General features: G+C 74.1%; 20 protein-coding genes. 7 read left to right on the top strand and 13 right to left on the bottom strand.

The genetic code is table 11. The annotated features are described in order from the left end of the window. The 8 genes from Athai_RS16955 to Athai_RS16920 all read right to left on the bottom strand — a co-directional run bounded on the left by Athai_RS16955 (window position 1) and on the right by Athai_RS16920 (window position 8,621). Entirely contained in the window at window positions 1-582 is a 582-nt protein-coding gene (locus Athai_RS16955; protein WP_203962378.1) for a gamma carbonic anhydrase family protein, read from the bottom strand. Between the two features lie 12 nt (window positions 583-594). Beyond that, window positions 595-2,070 (bottom strand): CoA-acylating methylmalonate-semialdehyde dehydrogenase, encoded by a 1,476-nt coding sequence (locus Athai_RS16950; protein ID WP_203962377.1) that lies wholly within the window; start codon window positions 2,068-2,070, stop codon window positions 595-597. A gap of 14 nt (window positions 2,071-2,084) precedes the next feature. After that, window positions 2,085-3,944 (bottom strand): 3D-(3,5/4)-trihydroxycyclohexane-1,2-dione acylhydrolase (decyclizing), encoded by a 1,860-nt coding sequence (gene iolD / locus Athai_RS16945; RefSeq protein ID WP_203962376.1) that lies wholly within the window; start codon window positions 3,942-3,944, stop codon window positions 2,085-2,087. Next, window positions 3,941-4,786: a 5-deoxy-glucuronate isomerase gene (gene iolB, locus Athai_RS16940; RefSeq protein WP_203962375.1), complete on the bottom strand. Its 846-nt coding sequence runs from the start codon at window positions 4,784-4,786 to the stop codon at window positions 3,941-3,943. Before iolB ends, iolD begins: the two co-directional genes overlap by 4 nt. Window positions 4,787-4,798: 12 nt before the next feature. Continuing rightward, window positions 4,799-5,674, bottom strand: a complete 876-nt coding sequence (locus tag Athai_RS16935; RefSeq protein ID WP_203962374.1) for a Cgl0159 family (beta/alpha)8-fold protein — start codon at window positions 5,672-5,674, stop codon at window positions 4,799-4,801. Further along, window positions 5,667-6,626 (bottom strand): 5-dehydro-2-deoxygluconokinase, encoded by a 960-nt coding sequence (gene iolC, locus Athai_RS16930; RefSeq protein WP_203962373.1) that lies wholly within the window; start codon window positions 6,624-6,626, stop codon window positions 5,667-5,669. The genes Athai_RS16935 and iolC overlap by 8 nt, the downstream gene beginning before the upstream one ends. Beyond that, on the bottom strand, window positions 6,623-7,486 hold the full coding sequence (locus Athai_RS16925; protein ID WP_203962372.1) for a TIM barrel protein: 864 nt from the start codon (window positions 7,484-7,486) through the stop codon (window positions 6,623-6,625). Before Athai_RS16925 ends, iolC begins: the two co-directional genes overlap by 4 nt. A gap of 145 nt (window positions 7,487-7,631) precedes the next feature. Continuing rightward, window positions 7,632-8,621 carry a Gfo/Idh/MocA family protein gene (locus Athai_RS16920; RefSeq protein ID WP_203962371.1) on the bottom strand — a complete coding sequence of 330 codons (990 nt, stop codon included), beginning with the start codon at window positions 8,619-8,621 and terminating at the stop codon, window positions 7,632-7,634. A gap of 189 nt (window positions 8,622-8,810) precedes the next feature. Between Athai_RS16920 and Athai_RS16915 the strand changes: the two genes are divergently transcribed. Continuing rightward, window positions 8,811-9,554, top strand: coding sequence for a GntR family transcriptional regulator (locus Athai_RS16915; protein WP_239156996.1), 744 nt, complete (start codon window positions 8,811-8,813; stop codon window positions 9,552-9,554). A gap of 73 nt (window positions 9,555-9,627) precedes the next feature. Here Athai_RS16915 and Athai_RS16910 read toward each other — a convergent pair whose 3' ends face one another. Further along, window positions 9,628-10,350, bottom strand: a complete 723-nt coding sequence (locus tag Athai_RS16910; RefSeq protein ID WP_203962370.1) for a PP2C family protein-serine/threonine phosphatase — start codon at window positions 10,348-10,350, stop codon at window positions 9,628-9,630. A gap of 110 nt (window positions 10,351-10,460) precedes the next feature. Here Athai_RS16910 and Athai_RS34195 point away from each other — a divergent pair, with 110 nt between their 5' ends. The 3 genes from Athai_RS34195 to Athai_RS16900 all read left to right on the top strand — a co-directional run bounded on the left by Athai_RS34195 (window position 10,461) and on the right by Athai_RS16900 (window position 12,848). Continuing rightward, window positions 10,461-11,141 carry an ATP-binding protein gene (locus Athai_RS34195; protein WP_239156995.1) on the top strand — a complete coding sequence of 227 codons (681 nt, stop codon included), beginning with the start codon at window positions 10,461-10,463 and terminating at the stop codon, window positions 11,139-11,141. Next, window positions 11,105-11,731 (top strand): helix-turn-helix transcriptional regulator, encoded by a 627-nt coding sequence (locus Athai_RS16905; protein ID WP_239156994.1) that lies wholly within the window; start codon window positions 11,105-11,107, stop codon window positions 11,729-11,731. Before Athai_RS34195 ends, Athai_RS16905 begins: the two co-directional genes overlap by 37 nt. Window positions 11,732-11,810: 79 nt before the next feature. Beyond that, complete coding sequence (locus Athai_RS16900; protein WP_203962369.1) at window positions 11,811-12,848, top strand: App1 family protein; 1,038 nt, start codon at window positions 11,811-11,813, stop codon at window positions 12,846-12,848. 23 nt (window positions 12,849-12,871) lie between these two features. On the opposite strand, the gene Athai_RS16895 is transcribed toward Athai_RS16900, so the two are convergent. Further along, the gene (locus Athai_RS16895) at window positions 12,872-13,960 is read right to left on the bottom strand and encodes a zinc-binding dehydrogenase (RefSeq protein WP_203962368.1); all 1,089 of its coding nucleotides are present in this window, start codon (window positions 13,958-13,960) and stop codon (window positions 12,872-12,874) included. A 68-nt stretch (window positions 13,961-14,028) separates the two neighbouring features. Here Athai_RS16895 and Athai_RS16890 point away from each other — a divergent pair, with 68 nt between their 5' ends. Continuing rightward, window positions 14,029-14,838 (top strand): helix-turn-helix transcriptional regulator, encoded by an 810-nt coding sequence (locus tag Athai_RS16890; protein WP_203962367.1) that lies wholly within the window; start codon window positions 14,029-14,031, stop codon window positions 14,836-14,838. Between the two features lie 126 nt (window positions 14,839-14,964). On the opposite strand, the gene Athai_RS16885 is transcribed toward Athai_RS16890, so the two are convergent. The 3 genes from Athai_RS16885 to Athai_RS16875 form a co-directional block, all read right to left on the bottom strand. Beyond that, window positions 14,965-15,918, bottom strand: a complete 954-nt coding sequence (locus Athai_RS16885; RefSeq protein WP_239157419.1) for an amidohydrolase family protein — start codon at window positions 15,916-15,918, stop codon at window positions 14,965-14,967. A gap of 209 nt (window positions 15,919-16,127) precedes the next feature. Then, window positions 16,128-16,979, bottom strand: a complete 852-nt coding sequence (locus Athai_RS16880; protein ID WP_203962365.1) for a polysaccharide deacetylase family protein — start codon at window positions 16,977-16,979, stop codon at window positions 16,128-16,130. Window positions 16,980-17,021: 42 nt separating this feature from the next. Further along, a complete protein-coding gene (locus Athai_RS16875) occupies window positions 17,022-17,741 on the bottom strand; it encodes a FadR/GntR family transcriptional regulator (RefSeq protein ID WP_203962364.1) in 720 nt (239 codons plus the stop codon). A gap of 155 nt (window positions 17,742-17,896) precedes the next feature. Here Athai_RS16875 and Athai_RS16870 point away from each other — a divergent pair, with 155 nt between their 5' ends. After that, window positions 17,897-18,766, top strand: coding sequence for a fumarylacetoacetate hydrolase family protein (locus tag Athai_RS16870; protein WP_203962363.1), 870 nt, complete (start codon window positions 17,897-17,899; stop codon window positions 18,764-18,766). A gap of 1 nt (window position 18,767) precedes the next feature. Continuing rightward, window positions 18,768-19,697 carry a VOC family protein gene (locus tag Athai_RS16865; protein ID WP_203962362.1) on the top strand — a complete coding sequence of 310 codons (930 nt, stop codon included), beginning with the start codon at window positions 18,768-18,770 and terminating at the stop codon, window positions 19,695-19,697. Window positions 19,698-19,704 lie beyond the last annotated feature (7 nt).

Raw genomic sequence — 19,704 nt, 5'->3', positions numbered from 1 at the left:
TCAGGCGGGCGTCGCCTCGTCGCGGTGCCGGTGCGCGAGCGCCACGTACAGCTGCCAGGAGGCGGCGATCGTCGCGGTCTCCGCCTCGGTGACCGGGCGGCGGACCCGGCCCGGGACACCGGCGACCAGCGAACCGGCCGGCACGTGGGTGCCGGGCGGTACCACCGCGCCGGCGGCGATCAGGCAGCCGGGCTCGATCCGGGCGCCGTTGAGCACGGTGGCGCGCATCCCGATCAGGCAGTCGTCGCCGACCGTCGCGCCGTGCACCACGGCACCGTGCCCGATGGTGACCCGTTCCCCGATGCTCGCCGGGAAGCCCGGGTCGGCGTGCAGCACCGCGGTGTCCTGGACGTTGCTGCCGGCGCCGATCGTCACCGGCGCGACGTCGCCGCGCAGCACCGCGCCGTACCAGACGCCGACGTCGGCGGCCAGGCCGACGTCGCCGACGACGGTCGCGCCGGGCAGGACCACGGCGCCGGATGCCAGCCGCGGCGCGGCGCCGGGCAGGGCGAGAATGCGGGACATGCGGACCGCCTCGAAGATCGCGTCGTGGTGACCGGCCGGCCACCACGACGCGATCATGGCAGCCGCCCCTCAGGTCGTGGGGAAGTGGTACTGCGGGGCCGCCGCGCCGCGCGGCCAGCGGGCGGTGACCGCCTTGGCGCGGGTGTAGAACGCCACGCCCTCGGTGCCGTACATGTGCGTGTCGCCGAACAGCGAGTCCTTCCAGCCGCCGAACGAGTGGTAGGCGGCCGGCACCGGGATCGGCACGTTGACGCCGACCATCCCGGCGGTCACCTCGCGGCCGAACCGGCGGGCGGCGGCGCCGCTGCCGGTGAAGATCGCCGCGCCGTTCCCGTACGGGTTCGCGTTGACCAGCGCGATCGCCTCGTCCAGGGTGGCCGCCCGCAACACCACCAGCACCGGCCCGAACACCTCGGTGCGGTAGATCTCCTGGTCGGCATCCACGTGGTCGAGCAGGCACGGCCCGACGAAGAAGCCGTCGCCGGGCTGCTCGCGCCGGTCGACCACCAGCGTCGCGCCGTCCGCGGCGGCCCGCTCGACGTGCGCGGCGATGCGTTCGGCGGCCTGCGCGGTGATCACCGGCCCCAGCTCGGTACCCGGGTCGCGGCCGGGGCCGACCCGGATCCCGCCGGCCAGCGTGGCCAGCGCGGCGACCAGGTCGTCGGCGCAGTCGCCCACCGCGACCACGGCCGAGATCGCCATGCACCGCTGGCCGGCCGACCCGTACGCGGCGCCGGTGATCTGCCGGGCGGCGTCCGCGAGGTCGGCGTCCGGCAGTACCACCGCGTGGTTCTTCGCGCCGCCCAGCGCCTGCACCCGCTTGCCCGCGGCAGTGCCCCGCTGGTACACGTGCCGGGCGATCGGGGTGGACCCGACGAACGACACCGCGGCCACGTCGGGATGGTCGACCAGTGCGTCGACCGCTACCGCGTCCCCGTGCAGCACGGTGAACACGCCGTCCGGCAGCCCGGCCCGCTGCCACAGCCGGGCCAGGATCAGCGACGCGGAGGGATCCCGCTCGCTGGGTTTGAGCACGAACGTGTTGCCCGCGGCGATCGCGATCGGATGCATCCACAGCGGCACCATCGCCGGGAAGTTGAACGGGGTGATCCCGGCGCACACGCCGAGCGGCGCCCGCAGCGACCAGGTGTCCACCCCGGTGGACACCTGGTCGGAGTACCCGCCCTGGAGCAGGTGACCGATCCCGCAGGCGAACTCGACGACCTCGCGGCCCCGGGCCACCTCGCCCCGGGCGTCGTCGAGCGTCTTGCCGTGCTCGTCGGTGATCGCCTCGGCCAGCTCGTCGGTGTGCGCGGCGAGCAGCTCCCGGAACCGGAACAGGACCTCGGTGCGCCGGGCGATCGACAGCTGGTGCCAGCCGTCGAACGCCGCCTTCGCCGACCCGACCGCGGCGTCCACATCGGACGCCTCGGCCAGCCGTACCCGCGCCCGCACCTGACCGGTCGCCGGGTCGTACACCGGGGCCGTGCGCGCGCCGCCGCCGGCGGTCGTCGCCCCGTCGATCCAGTGTTCGATCGTCTGCACTGCCCCCACCTTCCCTACCGGTAGCTGCGTTGCGCCCGCTTGGCCCGCTCGTACTCGCGGCGCGCGGCGGTGGTGGCGTCCAGGGTGGCGGTCTGGGCGACCGGGACGTCCCACCAGGCGGCCGAGTCCGGCGCCGGGACCAGCGGGTCGGTCCGGATCCGGATCACCGTGGTGCGCTCGGCGTCGCGCGCCGCGGCCAGCGCCGAGCGCAGTTCCGGCACGGTGGCCACGCTGGACACCGCGGCACCCAGGCTGGCGGCGTTGGCGGCGAGGTCGGTCGGCAACACGTCGCCGGTCAACCCACCGCCCGCGTCGCGGTAGCGGTACCAGGTACCGAAGCGGGGCGCGCCGACGGTTTCGGACAGCGCGCCGATGGACGCGAACCCGGAGTTGTCGACCAGTACCACGATCAGCTTGACGCCCTCGGCGACCGCGGTCACCAGCTCCTGCGCCATCATCAGGTACGACCCGTCGCCGACCAGGACGAACACCTCGCCCTCGGCGCCGATCGCGAGCTTCGCGCCGAGCCCGCCGGCGATCTCGTACCCCATGCACGAGTACCCGTACTCCACGTGGTACTGCCGGGGTGCGCCGGATCGCCACAGCTTGTGCAGGTCGCCGGGCATCGAACCGGCGGCGCACACCACCACGTCGGCGTCGGTGGCGGCCTCGTTCACCGCGCCGATCACCTCGCTCTGCGCCGGCAGCGGACGGTGTCCCAGCCGGTAGGCGCCGTCCACGGTGGACGACCAGGCCGCGGCGAGGTCGCGGGCCCGGGTGCGGTAGGAGTCGGGTACCGACCAGCCGGCCAGCGCGGCTCTCAGCTGCTCCAGCGCGCGGCGGGCGTCCGCGAGCACCGCGATACCACCGAGCCGGACCGCGTCGGCGGCGCACACGTTGACGTTGACGAACCGCACGTCCGGATCGGCGAACGCGGTGTGCGAGGCGGTGGTGAAGTCGGTGAACCGGGTACCGATGCCGAGCACCAGATCGGCCTCGGCGGCGAGCGCGTTCGCCGCGGTGGTACCGGTGGCCCCGATCGCGCCGACCGCGGCCGGGTGGTCGTGCCGCAGCGAGCCCTTGCCGGCCTGCGTCTCGGCGACCGGGATGCCCGTCGCGGCGGCGAACTCGGCGAGCGCCTCGGTGGCGGCCGAGTACCGCACGCCGCCGCCGGCGACGATCAGCGGCCGGCGCGCGGCCCGGATCGCGGCCACCGCCTCGGCGAGCGACTCCGGGTCGGCGAGGCCGCGGCGCACCGGCCAGACCCGGGGCGCGGCGAACGCCGCCGGCCAGTCGTACGCCTCGGCCTGCACGTCCTGCGGCAGCGCCAGGGTGACCGCACCGGTCGCGGCCGGGTCGGTCAGCGCCCGCATCGCCGCGGGCGCCGCATCGAGCAGCTGCTCGGGGCGCATGATGCGGTCGAAGTACACCGAGACCGGGCGCAGGCAGTCGTTGACCGACACGTCCCCGGCGTAGCCGGTCTGCAACTGCTGCAGGACCGGGTCGGCCGGCCGGGTCGCGAACACGTCGCCCGGCAGCAGCAGCACCGGCAGCCGGTTGATGGTGGCGCCGGCCGCGCCGGTGACCATGTTCGTCGCGCCCGGCCCGATCGAGGAGGTGCAGGCGAAGGTGGACAGCCGGTCGCTGACCCGCGCGTACGCGGCGGCGGTGTGCACCATCGCCTGCTCGTTGCGGGCCTGGTGGTAGCGCAGCTCGTCGCCGGCCTGCAGCAGCGCCTGGCCGATCCCGGCGATGTTGCCGTGCCCAAAGATGCCGAAGCAGCCGGCGAACAGCCGCCGCCGCACCCCGTCCCGCTCGGTGTACTGGTTCGCCAGGTAGCGCACCAGCGCCTGCGCCACCGTCGCCCGCGTCATGGCGTCCCCTCCGCGTCGCTCATCGGTAGCCGGTCGTCGACCGGCACACCGTCCCAGCTGGACCGTATCCAGGCGTGCGCCGGATCGTCGCGGATCCGCCAGGCTCGCTCGGATCGCGGCCCGGCCATCACGTTCAGGTAGTACATCGGGTAGCCGGGCGCCGCCATCGACGGGCCGTGCCAGCCGTGCGGCACCAGCACCACGTCACCGGTACGCACCTCGGCGAGCACGTCGATCGGTCGCTGCGCGGTGCCGTACACCCGGTGGTAACCGGCGCCGTCGCCACCGATCTCGAAGTAGTAGATCTCCTCCAGCTCCGACTCCACCGCGGAGTGCTCGTCGTGTTTGTGCGGCGGGTAGCTGGACCAGTTGCCGTCCGGGGTGAGCACCTCCACCACGATCAGCCGGTCGCACTCGAAACCGTCGGCCGCGGCGAGATTGTGGATCTGCCGGCTGCACCGCCCGGCGCCGCGCAGCTCGACCGGCACCTGCTCGGCCGGCCCGTACCGGAAGCCGAGGTCGCGTTCGCAGGGCCCGGCGGCGACGGCGAACCGGCCGCCGCCGGCCGAACCGATCGTCACCTCCGAGTGCCGCGGCAGGTAGGCGAAGTCACTGCGCCCGGCGAACACGTCGGCCCGGCCCCGCAGTTCGTACCGCTGGCCACCGCGATCGACGTGCGCGGCGCCGGCCAACGGCAGGACCAGCATCTCCTGCTCGCCGGTGTCGATCGTCGCGCTGCCGCCCGGCGGCAGCGCCAGCACCGACAGCCCGGCGTGGGTGAGTCCGGTGCGGACCGTCCACGGTGGGCTCGCGGTGTCGCCGAACGGCTGGTACCAGTCCATTCTCAGGTCCCCTCACAACAGGCCGGCGGCGGTGTCGACGGCCGCGGCGACGTCGTCGTCCGGCGGGTACAGCAGGGCCCGGCCGACGACCAGCCCGCGCACCGACTCGTCGGTCAGCGCCCGCCGCCACGCCTGGTAGCTCGCGTCCGGGTCGCCCTGCGGGTCACCGCCGAGCAGCACCACCGGCAGCGTGGTGGCGGCCAGCACCCGCGGCATGTCGTCGACCACCGGCAGCTTCAACCAGGTGTACGCCGAGCGGCTGCCCAGCGCCTGCGCCACCGCGACCGACCGGATCACCGCGTCGGTGGACAGGTCGTTGACCCGCGCGCCGGCGCCGTCCCGGCGTACCCAGAAGGGCTCCACGACCGAGACCAGTTCGCGCGCCGCGAGCGCGGACACCGCCTGCGCGCAGCGCTCCAGCGCGCTCGCGGTGGCCGGGTCGTCCGGGTCGATGCGCAGCAGCATCTTGCCGGCGTCGAAGCGCATCGCGGTGAGCGTGTCCGCGTCGTAGGCGGTGAACCGGTCGTCGATCTCGAAGACGGTCCCCGGCACCCCGCCCCGGTTCATCGAACCGACCACGATCTTGCCCGCCAGCGCGTCGAGCAGCAGCAGGTCCTCCAGGATGTCGGCGGTACCGAGCACCCCGGCGACCCCGGGCCGGGACAGCGCGACGAGCAGCCGGTCGAGCAGGTCGACCCGGTCGGCCATCGCGTTCGCCCGCCCCCGTACGGTCATCGACGCGCGGGCCGGGTGGTCGGCGGCGATCAGCAGGAACCGCCCCCGCTGCGCCAGTTCCGGCCCGCGGGGCCGGTTCGCCGCGGCCACCCGCACCGAGTCCGGCGCGGTGGCCCGGGTGCGTACCAGCCGGGCGCGGAGCGGCTCAGGCATCGGCGGCCGCCCGATCCAGCAGCGCCGCCACCTCCGCGGTGTACGGCATGTCGACCGAGCAGGCCAGCCGCCCGGCCGCGAGCGCGCCGGCCGCGTTGGCGAACCGCACCGTGTCGGCGAGCGGCCAGCCGGCCAGCAGCCCGTGGCACAGCGCGCCGCCGAACGCGTCGCCGGCACCGAGCCCGTTGACCACCTCCACCGGCAGCGGCGGCAGCTGCACCCGTTCGGTGGCGGTGCGGGCCAGCACGCCCGCCGGTCCCTGCTTCACCACCGCGAGCCGCACCCCGGCGGCGAGCAGCGCCTCGGCCGCCGCCTCCGGTTCGGCCTCACCGACCGCGATCTCGCACTCGGCCAGGTTGCCGACCGCGACGTCGACCTGCGTCACCGCCGCGCCGATCTCGCGCCGCGCGGTCGCCTCGTCCGGCCACAGCGTCGGCCGGTAGTCCAGGTCCAGCACCGTGTACGGCCGCCGGTCCCGGGCGGCGAGCATCGCGTGATGGCCGGCCCGGCTCGGCTGCGCGGACAGCCCGGTACCGGTCAGCCACAGCACCCGCGCCGCGGCCACCGCGTCCAGGTCGATCTCGTCCGGACCGAGCTGCAGGTCCGGTGCGGCCGGGTAGCGGTAGAACCAGATCGGGAACGTGTCGGGCGGGAAGATCTCGCAGAACGTGATCGGCGTCGGCAGCTCCGGCACCGGCGTCACCCACCGGTCGTCAACCCCGAACTCGCGCAGCGCGGTGTGCAGGAACTCGCCGAACGGGTCGGCGCCGGTGCGCGAGACCAGCGCCACCCGGCGGCCGTGCCGGGCCGCGGCGACCGCGACGTTCGCCGCGGTACCGCCGAGGTAGCGGCCGAACTGCTCGACCTGCGCCAGCGGGGTGCCGATGCGCTGCGGGTACAGATCGACGCCGAGCCGGCCGACGGCCAACACGTCGAAGCCCGCCCCGGTCACGACAGCACCGCCCGCAGCCGGGCCAGGCTGGCGGCGACGTCGACGGCCGGGCCGGCGCCGGGCGCCGGTTCACCCGACAGCACCACGTCCTGCTCCAGCACGTACCAGCCGGGGTAGTCGCCGAGGGCGGCGACGATCGCCGGCACGTCCACGTCACCGGCGCCGAGCGGCCGGTACAACCCGTCGCGTACCGCGGTGCTGTAGGGCACCGTGCCGGCGCGCACCGCGGCGGCGAGCGCCGCGTCGACGTCCTTGAGGTGCACGTGGCCGATCCGGTCGGCCGCCGATCGGCTCAACGCCACCGGGTCCACCCCGCCGACCAGCAGGTGACCGGTGTCCAGGCACAGTCCGACGCGGCTGCCGTCGAGCACCCGCTCGACCTCCGCGCCGTTCTCCACCAGGGTGCCGACGTGCGGATGCAGGGTCGCGACCAGTCCGGCGTCGGTGGCCCGCGCGGCGATCTCGTCCAGGTTGCTCAGCAGGGTGCGCCACTGCTCCGCGGACAGCTCGGGACGGTCGTCGTACCCGTCGGTGCCGCTCGCCGCGGCGAGCACCAGGGTGTCGGCAGCCGTCGCGCGAAACGCCGGGAAGTGTGACAGGACCCGGTCGACCGCGCCGTCGGTGTGCAGCGCCACCGGCACGAAACCGCCGACCGCGACCATGCCGTACCCGGCGAGCAGCGCCGCCCGCTCGGTCGGTGCCGCCGGCAGGAAACCGTCCGGTCCGAACTCGGTGGCGGACAGCCCGAGCGCCGCCATCTCGGCCAGTACCCGCTGCGGAGCGAGCTGGTGGCCCCAGCCCGGCACCTCGCAGACACCCCAGGAGATCGGCGCCGCGGCGATCCGTGCGGCGCTACTCACGCCGCCTCCGCGGGAAGGATCACGTCGGCGGTGCTCATGGCCGCCTCCGCGGGAAGGATCACGTCGGCGGTGCTCATGGCCGCCTCCGCGGGAAGGATCACGTCGGCGGTGCTCACGCCGCCTCCGCGGGAAGGATCAGCGGTGCTCACGCGACCTCCTCGACCCGGACCGGTCGGTGCTCGCGCCGGGACCGCTCGGCGGCCTCGGCGACCAGCAGCGCGGCGAGCGCGTCGGCGCCGGTGCACGGTGCGTCCCGCTCGCCGCGGACCACCTCGACGAACGCGGCCAGCTCGGCGGAGTACGCCGCGGCGAACCGGTCCGCGAACCCCTGGTACGGCGTGCCGGGTGCCGGCCAGCCCGGCTCGGCGGACGGCAGCGGCGCGCGGGCGTCCAGCCCGGCCACCAGCGTGCCGTCCCGCCCGCACGCCTCCAGCCGGACGTCGTAGCCGCCCCCGTTGTACCGGGTGGCGGTGCAGCTGGCGAGGCATCCGCCGGACAGGGTCAGCACCGCGACCGCGGTGTCCACGTCGCCGTGCTCGGCGAAGTGCGCGGCGCCGGTGGTCCCGCCGAGCGCGCTGACCTCCGTCACCTCCTGGCCGGTGATCCAGCGCACCGCGTCGAAGTCGTGCACCGCACAGTCGCGGAAGATGCCACCGGAGTGGGCGAGGTACTCGGGGCTCGGCGGTCGCGGGTCGCTGGTGCAGGCGCGGACGGTGTGCAGCACGCCCAGCTCACCGGCGCGCACCGCCTCGCGTACCGCGGCGAAGCCGGCGTCGAAGCGCCGCTGGAACCCGACGTGCAGCGCGACCCCGGCCGCGGCGACGTGCGCCAGGACGGCGCGGGTCTCGGCCACGTCGGCGGCGACCGGCTTCTCGCAGAAGATCGGTAGGCCGGCATCGGCGATCCGCCGGATCAGCTGCGCGTGGGTACCGGTCGGGGTCGCGACGACCACACCGTCGGCGCGGTCGAGCAGGTCGGCCATCCGGGCCGGGCGAGCGCTGGTGTCGGCGGCGACGAGCTCGACCCGGGCCGGATCGGGATCGGCGAGCAGCACCTCGTCGACGCCGGCCAGGCGGCTGAGGCTACCGGCGTGACAGGCGCCGATGCGGCCCGCCCCGACGAGTCCGATGCGCATGCGTTGCTGCCTTCCTGCGGTCTGTGGTGATCCCGTGGCCCGGCGGGTGAGGGAGCGACACCGTTGTATCCCGGCCGGAGCCGACCCGTCAAGCATTTGTTAGGACATACGGACGTATTGATAATCTGTGGCCCTGAGCAGGTGGGGTGGCGGCGGCGCGAACCGCCGCGGACAGCAAGGGAGCCCGACGTGACCCGCGTGACCGACCTGATCACGATCGACCGCAGCAGCCCGATCCCGCTCTACTTCCAGGTCGCCTCCCGGCTGGAGGAGCTGATCGAGAGCGGCGAACTGGCACCCGGCAGCCGGCTGGACAACGAGATCCAGCTCGCCGACGAGCTCGGCCTGTCCCGCCCGACCATGCGCCAGGCCATCGCGCACCTGGTGGACCGCGGCATGCTGACCCGCAAGCGCGGCGTCGGCACCCAGGTGGTGCACGACCGGGTCCGCCGCAGGCTGGAGCTGACCAGCCTGTACGAGGATCTGGCCAGCGCCCACCAGCAGCCCCGCACCGAGCTGCTCACGCTGGAGCGGCGCACCGCGGACGAGCAGGTCGCGGCGGCGCTGCGGATCGAACCCGGAGCCGAGGTGACCTACCTGGAACGGTTGCGCTTCGCCGCGGGGGAGCCGCTCGCGCTGATGCACAACCACCTGCCGGTCGCGGTGGCCGACCTGACCCGCACCCAGCTCGTCGCCGGTGGACTGTACGCGGCGCTGCGCGACGCCGGGATCCGGCTGCGGGTGGCCGACCAGACCATCGGCGCCCGGCGGGCCAGTTCCGCCGAGGCCCGGCTGCTGGACGAACCTCGCGGCGCCCCGCTGCTCGCCATGACCCGGGTCGCCTACAACGCCGGCGGGATACCCGTCGAGTACGGCTGCCACCTCTACCGCGCGTCCCGCTACACCTTCGAGCTGACCCTGATGGCACCGTGACGGCCGCCCGGCCGTCGCCGCGGCCGGCCCCGGCGTCGCCGACCCACACTCTGCCGCGCCGCTGACGGCGCCGTCAGCGGCGCCAGGGCCGGCGGCGGGCCGGTTTCAGGTCGACCACGACGACCGTCACGTTGTCCGGGCCGCCACCGGCCAGGGCCAGCTCGATCAGCCGGTCCGCGGCCCGTCGCGGCGACTCCTCGGCGCGCAGCACGTCGGCGATGTCGGCGGCGCCCGCCGCGTCCGGCAGCCCGTCGCTGCACAGCAGGTACCGGTCGCCCGGTGCGGCGGGCAGCCGGGCGTGCCAGGCCGGTACCGGCCGGCCGTCCAGGACCCTGGTCACCACCGAACGGTGCGGGTGGCGCGGGACGTCCGCCGCGGCCAGGTGGCCGCTCTCCACCAGCTGCTGGACGAACGTGTCGTCCCGGGTCAGCTGGCTCAGCGCGCCGTCGCGCAGCCGGTACGCGCGGGAGTCGCCGACGTGCGCCACCCGGATGGCGTCCCGCTCCGGCGCCAGTACGGTCAGGGTGGTCGCCATGCCGGCGTGCGCCGGCTCGGCGTCGACCGCGGCGGCGAGCCGGCGGCTGGCGTCGGCGACGAGCGCGTCCAGTCGGGGCGTGCGGGTGTCCGCGGCGCGCACCGCCTCGATCGCGAGCGCGCTGGCCACCTCGCCGGCGGCCTCGCCGCCCACCCCGTCGGCGATCGCGAACAGCCGGCGGCCGGCGTACGCACAGTCCTCGTTGTGGTCGTACACCAGGCCGATGTGGCTGGCGGTCGCGTGCCGCGTTGCTGGTCGCACCACCCCACCCTGCCGATTCCGGGCCCGCGCGTCTGTACGTACTTGTACGTAGTAGCGGCCTCGGGAACGGGCGGCAGGGCCTTCTAGAGTGGACGGGCGGAGGTGGGCGGGTGCTGCCGTTGGTGGGGCGTACGGACGAGCTGCGGGCGGTGTCGGCCGCCTGGCGTACGTTACGCGACGAACCGGCACGGTGTCGGATCGTGGTGATCACCGGGGAGATCGGCGCCGGCAAGAGCCGGCTCGCCGCCGAAGCGGTGGCCGCGCTGTCGCCGCCCCCGGGGCCGGTGCTCACCGGCCAGGCCCGGGCGCACCAGCCCGCGCCGTACGACCTGACGGCGTCGGCGTTGAGCGGTCGCGGCGCGGCCGAACTCGGCATCTCGGTCGATGCGCTCGCCTGGCTGACCCAGCGGCCGGAACCGGCCACCCGGCGGTTCGCGCCGGAGGCGCTGCTGCGGACCGCGGTGGACGCGATCCGGTCGCTGCACCGGGCCGGGCCCGGCGTGCTGGTCGTGGAGGACCTGCACGACCTGGACCCGGCCAGCCTGGAGGTGGTCGACGAGCTGGCCGCCGCCCCGACCTGCCGGTGCTGCTGCTGGTCACCAGCCGAACCGCCCGTGGCCTGGCCGGTCGGGTGCTGGCCCGGTTGTGCGGCACCGACCGCAGTACCCGGCTGCACCTCGCGCCGCTGTCGGTCGAGCAGGTCGCCGCGGCGCTGCCGGGCCGCTCGTCCGGCGACGCCGATCTCGCCGCCCGGGTGTGGCGCCGGACCGGCGGGAATCCGTCCTGGCTGACCGAACTGGTCGCCGCCGGCGAGCTGACCGGCCCGCCCGGTGACCAGCTGGTCGCGCTGGCGACCGATCGGGTACCGGCCGGGCTGGTCCGCCTCGCGCAGGCCGCCGCGCTGCTCGGCGAGCCGGTCGAGCCGGCGGCCCTGGCCCGGTTCGCGCCGCCCGCCGACGACGGCCGGCCGGCGCCGGACGCCGCCGTCGACCGGCTGGTGTCCAGCGGCGTCCTGCGGTTCGACGCCGGCGGCGGGCTGCGCTTCGAACAGCCGATCCTGGCCGAGTCGCTGGCCGCCGCGGCGCTGCCGTCGCTGCGCTCGGCGGTCGGCGCGGCCCGGTCGAATGCGGTATCGGGATCGGCCTGGCCGGCGGACAGCGACGCGACCCGGCGCTGGGCGTCGCTGACCGCGCGGGAACGCGACGTGGTGCGGCTGCTCGCCGACGGGATGACCAACCGGCAGCTGGCTCGGGCACTGGACATCTCGGTCCGGACCGCGACCGTGCACGTGTCGAACGTGCTGCGCAAGACCGGTGCCGCCTCCCGCACCGAGGCGGCCCTGTTCGCGCTGCGGCACGGTGTGCTGGACGCCCGCGGCTGAGCTCCGCAACCTGCGGTCCACGGTCCGGTCACCGGCGGGTTGCGGCGGCCGTTCAGGTGGATGTGGCATGGTTGGCGAAATGTCGACGGGTACCGACGAGACGCCGATGCACCGGGCCGCCCGGGTGTCGGACTCGATGCGTGCGCTCGCCGAGCGGCGCCTGCGGCAGCGGGGCTGGCGCACGATGATCGTCCCGTACGCGGGCTACGGCGCCCCGGACTGGGCCCGGGTGATCTGCCGGGTGCTGCTGCGACCGCCGGACCCGCGGCCGCCGCGACCCCGCACGAAACACCGCAAGGTACGCGGCTGGCGCAGCTTCACGTCGGTCCCGGCGCAGGGTGTGCCGGTGACGATCGTGGCGGGGGAGCGCAGGGTCGAGGCGCTCACCGACCGCGGCGGGTTCGTCGACCTGCGGGTGGACGCCGAGCTGACCCCCGGCTGGGACCAAGTGCTGTTGGAGAGCGAGGGCACCGCGGCCGTGCCGGCGCCCGTCCGGGTCGTCGACCCGGACGTCCGGTTCGGCATCGTCTCCGACGTGGACGACACCGTGATGGTCACCGCGCTGCCGCGACCGCTGCTCGCCGCCTGGAACACGTTCGTTCTGGACGAGCACGCCCGTGCCTCGGTGCCGGGCATGGCCGTGTTGTACGAGCGGCTCGCGACCGGGCACCCGGGATCGCCGGTGTTCTACCTGTCCACCGGCGCCTGGAACGTGGCGCCGACGCTGTCCCGGTTCCTGTCCCGGCACCTGTTCCCGGCCGGCCCGCTGCTGCTGACCGACTGGGGGCCGACCACCGACTCGTGGTTTCGCAGCGGGCGCGAGCACAAGCGGGACACGCTGCGCCGGCTGACCCGGGAGTTCCCGTCGATCCGGTGGTTGCTGATCGGTGACGACGGGCAGCACGACGAGCAGCTGTACGCGGAGTTCGCCGCCGAGTTCGGCGAGCACGTGGCCGCGGTGGCGATCCGCCGGCTGTCACCGGCCCAGTCGCTGCTGGCCCGGGGGCTGCCGGCACCGCACGGTGCGCCGAACACCCGCGATCTGACCTGGCTGTCCGCCCCGGACGGCGCCGGCCTGTCCACCCTGCTGCGCGAGGCCGGCCTGCTGCCCGACTGATCGCCGCCCGAGCGCCCCGCCGGTCACCCCCGGCCGGGGGTGACCGGCTGCGGGGCCGGTGCGGGCAGGAGTGCGACGAAGTCCAGACCGGTCGTGCGTTCCGCCAGGTCGAGGGCGGCTGCCGGGTCGTCCAGCCCGACGGGCAGCGGCTCGACCGCGGACAGGTCCAGCAGGCCGGAGCGGATCAGGTTCCACACCGTGGTCACCGTCTGCTCGTCGCTCATCCAGGAGCCGCGCACGGTGAGTCCGCGGCGCATCAGGTCACCGTACGGGATGGGCAGCTCCTGGCGCACCCCGCCGACCAGGACGAGGGTGCCGCGTTCCCGCAGGCTGTCGTAGCCGGCCATGGTCGCGTCCGGGGTCGGCGTGGCGCCGAGAGTGTCGAGCGCGACATGCACCGGGCCGATTCCCGCCGCGTCCGTCGGGCGATCGCCGGTCAACCGGTGGGTGCGCACCCGGGGGCCGAGCCCGGCCAGCCGGTCGAGCGCCCGCTGGTTGCGGCCCACCGCGGTCACCGTCGCCGCGCCCTGCGCCAGTGCCATCAACACCGCCGCGCCGCCCAGCTGGCCGGTCGCACCGATCACCGCCACATCTCGGCCGGCCAGCGGGCCCGCGGCGGACAGCCCCGAGGCGGCGATGCAGAGCCACGGCAGGAACGACAGCCGGGCCGGGTCCGGGTACCGCTCCGCGCCGGGCAGCCGGACCAGCGTCTCCTTGGCGCACAATGCCCGTTCGGCGAAGACGCCATCGCGCCACACCGCACGCATCCGGTCGGTGCGCTCGCTGCCGGCGCCGGAACCGCCGAGGCCGACCCAGCCCACCAGTATCGCGTCGCCGTCCCCCGCGTCGAGCAGCGCCGTGTCCAGCACGATGTCGCCCGGCGCGACACCGAACACGTCGGGCGCGACGTCGATCACCCGGCCGACGCAGGCGGGACCCAGGGTCAGCGGTACCGGCAGGCCGCCGCGGTTCCCGCGCACCACCGCCTTCGTGTACGCCGGGACGTGCGCGGCGAGCACGTCGATCAGGACGCCACCGCCCTGGAGGGTGGGTTCCGGTACCTCGCGGAGGCGTACGCCGTCGTCTGGTGAAGCAACAGTCCAAGCTCGCATGAACGCAGCCTGGCAGCAGATTAAGCTGGTATCCAGAATCGCGTTGTTCTGGTATCGGAGGTTCCAGGGTGAGCGTGGAGCTGGGCGCGTTCCTGCGCAGCCGCCGGGAGCGAATGGCCCCGGCCGACGCGGGCCTGCCGGTCACCGGCCGCCGCCGCACCCCCGGGCTGCGCCGCGAGGAGCTGGCGTTGCTGGCGGGCATCAGCGCCACCTGGCTCACCTACCTCGAACAGGGCCGTGACGTGCGCCCGTCCCGCCAGGTGCTCGACGCCCTGGCCCGCGCGCTGCGGCTCACCGACGCCGAGCAGGAGCACCTCCGCCGCCTCGCCGGCGGCACGGCCGCCCCCGAGGAGGACCTCGCCGAGCAGGTCACGCCCGAGGTCGCGGCGGTCCCGGCGTTGCTGGGCGACAACCCCGCCTACGTCACCGGCGTCTGCTACGACATCCTCGCGTGCAACGCCGCCGCCGCCGAGCTCCTGCCGGGTGTCGGTCCGGGCGGCAACCTCGTGCGCTGGATGCTCACCGAGCCCGCAGCCCGAGACGTGCTGGTCGACTGGGAGCCGGAGGCACGCCACATCCTGGCCCGGCTGCGCGCGATCGCGGGGCGGCACTCCGGCCACCCGCGGGTGGCCAGGCTGGTGGCCGAGCTGACGGCGGCCAGCCCCGAGGCGCGCGAATGGTGGCCGCAGTACGACATCCAGTTCAGCCACGCGGGCCACAAACGCCTCCGGCATCCCCGGCTGGGTGTGATCACCGTGCCGCACGCCGCGTTCCAGGTCGCCGAGCGGCCCGACCAGACCCTGGTGGTCTACCAGCTGCCGGCCGACGCGGGTTCGGGGCGCGGGCCGGCGCCCCACCGGCCCGGCGTTTCGGCCTGATCCGGGCCGGATCGGTCCTGACCACCCGGTCGAGGAGCGCAGCCGTCCGGCCCGGCGGCGCACCGCGGTCGTCGACTCGGACCATCCGGCGCCTGCCCGGCCCACCCGACACGGGTTTCCGACGTTTCAGCCGCCTCGTCCGAAGAGGGCGTGCGCGTTCTCGGTCGTCTGCCTGCGCCAGTCGTCGTGTTCGGCGGCCAGCACCGTGTCGAGCGCCCGCAGCAGGTCGATCGCGTGCTCGCGAGGCGTCCAGGCGTAGTCACTGCCGTAGAGCAGCCGGTCCGGACTGGCGATGGAGTTCAGCGCCGCGATCTGCGTTGTCGACGGTGTCCCGGCCAGCTCGTAGTAGAACCGCCCGAGCAGCTCGGCGACCGTGGTCCGGTCGGCGGGCGCTCCGCTGATCGCCCGGAACAGTTCGACCCGTTCGGCGAGCAGCGGCAGCACGCCACCGAGGTGCGGCACGATCAGGCGGATGTCGCGGAAGCGCTCCGCCGCACCACCGAGGATGAAGTCGACCACGGTGCGCGCCGTCTCGAACAGGAACTCGATCATCGGCTGCGGCCGACCCGAGGAGAGCTCCTCGTGGCCCCGGCAGGTGGTCGGATGCAGCAGCACGACCGCCGCGCGCCGATCCAGCTCGGCCAGGACGGGTGCGAACCGCGGGTCGCCCAGCCGTACGCCGCCGTGGTTGGACAGCAGCGCGACCCCGTCGGCGCCGAGCTCGTCGAAGCAGTAGGCGAGTTCGTCCAGTGCACCGTCGACGTCGGGCAGTGGCAGCGTGGCGAGCTGACCGAACCTGTGCGGGTGCGCCCGCACGACGCCCGCGCAGAACTCGTTGATCTCACGGGTGAGTACCCGGGCCGCGGCGTCGTCACCGAAGTGCACGCCCGGTGAGGACAGTGACAGCATGGCCCGCTCGATGCCTGCCGTGTCCATCAGGTCGAGATGGTCCTGCGCGCTCCAGCGCGGCCAGAACGCCTCCGGCATCCCGTCCGGCTCCACCCGTCCGGCCGCCTTCGCCGACTCGATGTAGTCGGGCGTGGTGAAGTGCGCGTGCACGTCGACCAGACCGTTCGCCATCACCGGTCGCCTCCGATCGTCATCTGCTGCTTCGAACATGGTCTTCGGACATCACCCGCACGCGCTCTCGGGGAGATCCCGTCGCCACGCGATGTCCGGTGGCCCCCGGCGGGCCGGAGCGAGACACCCGCGAGCGGGCGCTCGGTGGGCACCGTCAAGTCGGCCGCGTGCCTTCCTCCGGAACGGAACGCATGACGGCCGATCGATGCTCAGGTGCGTGTGTCCTCCCACCTGGCGGCCAGGTCGCGGAGGGGGGCCAGCCAGACGTCGCGGTGCGAGCCGACGTACTCGACGAACCGTTCCAGCGCCATGATGTGGTGGGCTCGGCCGATGCACTGCGGGTGAACCGTCAGACAGACCGATCCGTTCGGCTCGTTCGCGTAGGCGTAGTCGAACTGCTCCATCCACTGGGTCAGCAGCGGCTCGATCGGGGTGAATCCCGGGTTGGCTCCCGGCACGTACTCGGTGGCGGGGAAGTCGCCGAGGTACCAGGAGACCGGGAACTCCAGGAACGAGGCGGGGTCGCCGAAGGTGTTGCCCCGTTCCCGGTCGACGGTGGTGACGGGCCGCGGGCGGTACGGCTGGAAGTCTCGCCCCATCAGCGACGAGTCGTAGCCGAACCCGAACTCCTCCAGCAGCCGGTGGGTCTCGTCGGTGAAGTCGGATGCCGGTGACCGGTAGCCGATCGGGCGGCGACCGATGTACTTCTCGTGCAGCCCGATCGTCACCTCCATGAGGCGACGCTCCTCCGGCGCGTCGAGGGCCGGGACGAACTCGTGGTAACAGCCGTGTGCGGCGATCTCGTGGCCGGCGTCGACGACGGCCGCGACGCGGTCCGGGAAGGTCGCCATGGTGTGGGTCGGGGTGAAGAACGTCGCGCGCACGTCGTGCCGGTCGAACAGATCGAGGAGACGGGGAACGCCGACCTCGGCGCCGAACTCGCCGCGGGACAGGTACAGCGGGCTGGTTCGCTCGAACAGCCCCATCCAGACGGAGTGGGCGTCGAAGTCGACGCCGATGTTGACGGCGAGACGCTTCCCCTCGGGAAGGTGCAACGGCATGTGGTCCTCCTCGGCGGTGTACCGGCAGGGCGTGCGCGCGGGTCAGGTCGTCCGGTCGGCCTGCCGGTGGTCGTTGGCGTGCACGACGCTGTGCCGGGCGATGGCGCCGCGGATGCGTTCCGGGTCGCCGTCGGCCACGGCGGCGACGAGTTCGACGTGTGCCTCGTACCGGGTCTGCATGAGCTCGTCGGTGGTGTGTCCCTCGGCGGCGTGGACCGCGGTGGTGTGGTTGCGGACGACGTCGAGCAGCGCGGTGTACATCGCGCGCAGCATCGGGCTGGGGTTGACGCCGGCGAGCCGTTCGTGCAGCTGCCAGTTCGCGTGCAGGAAGGCCGTCGGGTCCGCGTCGTCCCTCGCCGCGGCCATGGCGTCGAGCTGGGCCCGGTAGGTGGCGATGTCGGCGGGGGAGGAGTGCCACGCCGCGTCGTTGATGATCAACGGTTCGAGCGCGTCGCGGATCCGGATGGCGTCGGCGACCGACGTCTCGTCGGTGTCCAGGGCCAGCACCGAGTTGCCCAGCCGGGCCAGCGGTGACTGTGCGGCGGCGAAGAGCCCGCCGCCGGGCCCGGGCCGCACCCTGACCAGTCCTCGGGACTGGGCGAGGCGGAGCGCCTCGTTGAACGTGCCGACCGATACGTCGCAGGTCCTGCGCACATCCTCCTTGGTGCCCAGCCAGGTGCCGGGGGATGCGGCGCGAGCGAGGTCGCCGATCTGCCGGGCCGCGCGCTCCGGGCGGCCCACGGCCGTCTCGTCGGTGGCCATCTGGACTCCTTGTCTGCGCAATCCAGCATGATGAATATGCCGGGTCGTCTTGACAGCAGCCTACCAAGCATCCACTCTGATGACCATATTCATCATGTTCATTGTCGGATACGATCGCCGTCCGGCACGACGTGAGGCCGCCGGAGGGGGTCGTCATGCGGATCGCGAATCTTGCTGGTCGGCTGGTGTTGCACACCGACGCTGGTGCCGTGGACGTGCAGCGCGCGAGCAGCGGTCGGTTCGGGGCGGACCCGCAGGCGGTGTACGAGCGCTGGGACGAGTTCCGGGACTGGGCGCGCACCGCGCCGACCGGGCCGGTCGCCGCGTTCGACGAGGCGCGGGTGCGCGCTCCGGTGCCGGCGCCGCGGCAGGTGTTCGGCATCGGCCTGAACTACCGGGATCATGCGGCGGAGGCCGGGCTGGAGCTGCCGGCCTCGCCGGCGGTGTTCACCAAGTTCGCCACCTCGTTGGCCGGTCCGCGCGGCGAGATCGCCCTCCCCGGGTCGACCGTCGACTGGGAGGTGGAACTCGTCGCCGTCGTCGGGCGCCGGGCCCGCGACGTGTCCGTGGCCCGGGGATGGGATCACGTCGCCGGCCTCACGGTCGGGCAGGACCTCTCGGAGCGCACCGTGCAGCTGGCCGGACCGGCACCGCAGTTCAGCCTGGGAAAGTCCTTTCCCGGCTTCGGGCCGACCGGGCCGTGCCTGGTCACCCCGGACGAGCTGGTGGACAGGGACGACCTCGCGCTGGGCTGCGCCCTCAACGGCCGGCCGGTGCAACAGGCACGGACCAGCCAGCTGATCTTCTCGATCCCGGAGCTGATCGCGCGGCTGTCGGCCGTGCTGCCCCTGCTGCCGGGGGATCTCGTCTTCACCGGAACCCCCGCGGGCGTCGGTGCCGCGCGGAACCCGAAGCGGTTCCTGCGTGCCGGCGACGAGCTGGTCAGCACCATCGACGGGATCGGCGACATGCGCCACCGGTTCGTCGGCCGCGAACGCGTCGTCGGCGCGGAGACGGAGGGCTGAGATGGGCGTGCACCGCCTGACCGGGATCACCGTGGGAGTGCCGAACGTGGCCGACACGGCCGCGTACTACACCGAGTTCGGGCTGTCGCCGGTTCCCGGTGCGGACGACCGGCAAAGGTTCGCGACCGTGGACGGCGGCGAGCAGCTGAGCCTGCGATACAGCAGGCGACGACGGCTGCTGTCGCTGGGGATCGGCGTCGAGAACCCGGACGACCTCGACCGGATCGCCGTGGCGCTGGGGCGCATCGAGGTGCCGAGCCGCCGCGCCGGCGACACCTTGTACACGGTGGATCCGACGACGGGACTGGAGGTCGGCGTGTCGGTGGCGCCGCGGCTGGCGCAGCCGCCGACACCGCCGCCGCGGTACAACGGCCCCGGTGCGCCACAGCGTCGCAACGCCCGTGCCCCGGGCGTCGACCGCGAGCAGCCGGTGCGGCCCCGGAAGCTGGGGCACGTGGTGTTCGGCTCCGTCGACCAGGCGGCCACCCAGCGCTTCTTCACCGCGGGCCTGGGATTCAAGGTCAGTGACGAGGCGCCGGGGCTGGCGTCGTTCCTGCGGTGCTCGACCGACCACCACAACGTCCTCGTGCAGCAGGCGCCGGTGGCCTTCCTGCACCACACCGCCTGGGAGGTCGACGATGTCGACGAGGTCGGGCGCGGCGCCACCGGCATGCTCGACGGACATCCCGAGCGGCACACCTGGGGCCTCGGGCGGCACTACGTCGGATCGAACTTCTTCTGGTACCTGCGGGATCCCGCCGGGAACTTCTCCGAGTACTACTCCGATCTCGACTGCATCGTCGAGGACCAGCTCTGGGAGCCGGGAGTCGTCGCAGCGGAGCGGAGCCTCTACGCCTGGGGGCCGCCACCGCCGCCGTCCTTCCTCGCCCCGGACGACCTCGCCGGTCTGATGACCGACACGCACGGGTGACCGGCGG

Origin of the sequence: Actinocatenispora thailandica, assembly GCF_016865425.1 — a bacterium.
GTDB classification, from domain to species: domain Bacteria; phylum Actinomycetota; class Actinomycetes; order Mycobacteriales; family Micromonosporaceae; genus Actinocatenispora; species Actinocatenispora thailandica.
The sequence above is the reverse complement of the archived record's forward strand: the minus strand, read 5'-3'. Positions and strand labels throughout refer to the sequence as shown.

Coding starts and splice junctions, on each gene's coding strand:
- Athai_RS16955 (WP_203962378.1), bottom strand. CDS start 582: ATGATCGCGTCGTGGTGGCCGGCCGGTCACCACGACGCGATCTTCGAG.
- iolD (WP_203962376.1), bottom strand. CDS start 3,944: ATGACGCGGGCGACGGTGGCGCAGGCGCTGGTGCGCTACCTGGCGAAC.
- iolB (WP_203962375.1), bottom strand. CDS start 4,786: ATGGACTGGTACCAGCCGTTCGGCGACACCGCGAGCCCACCGTGGACG.
- Athai_RS16935 (WP_203962374.1), bottom strand. CDS start 5,674: ATGCCTGAGCCGCTCCGCGCCCGGCTGGTACGCACCCGGGCCACCGCG.
- Athai_RS16920 (WP_203962371.1), bottom strand. CDS start 8,621: ATGCGCATCGGACTCGTCGGGGCGGGCCGCATCGGCGCCTGTCACGCC.
- Athai_RS16900 (WP_203962369.1), top strand. CDS start 11,811: ATGTCGACGGGTACCGACGAGACGCCGATGCACCGGGCCGCCCGGGTG.
- Athai_RS16895 (WP_203962368.1), bottom strand. CDS start 13,960: ATGCGAGCTTGGACTGTTGCTTCACCAGACGACGGCGTACGCCTCCGC.
- Athai_RS16885 (WP_239157419.1), bottom strand. CDS start 15,918: ATGGCGAACGGTCTGGTCGACGTGCACGCGCACTTCACCACGCCCGAC.
- Athai_RS16880 (WP_203962365.1), bottom strand. CDS start 16,979: ATGCCGTTGCACCTTCCCGAGGGGAAGCGTCTCGCCGTCAACATCGGC.
- Athai_RS16875 (WP_203962364.1), bottom strand. CDS start 17,741: ATGGCCACCGACGAGACGGCCGTGGGCCGCCCGGAGCGCGCGGCCCGG.
- Athai_RS16870 (WP_203962363.1), top strand. CDS start 17,897: ATGCGGATCGCGAATCTTGCTGGTCGGCTGGTGTTGCACACCGACGCT.
- Athai_RS16865 (WP_203962362.1), top strand. CDS start 18,768: ATGGGCGTGCACCGCCTGACCGGGATCACCGTGGGAGTGCCGAACGTG.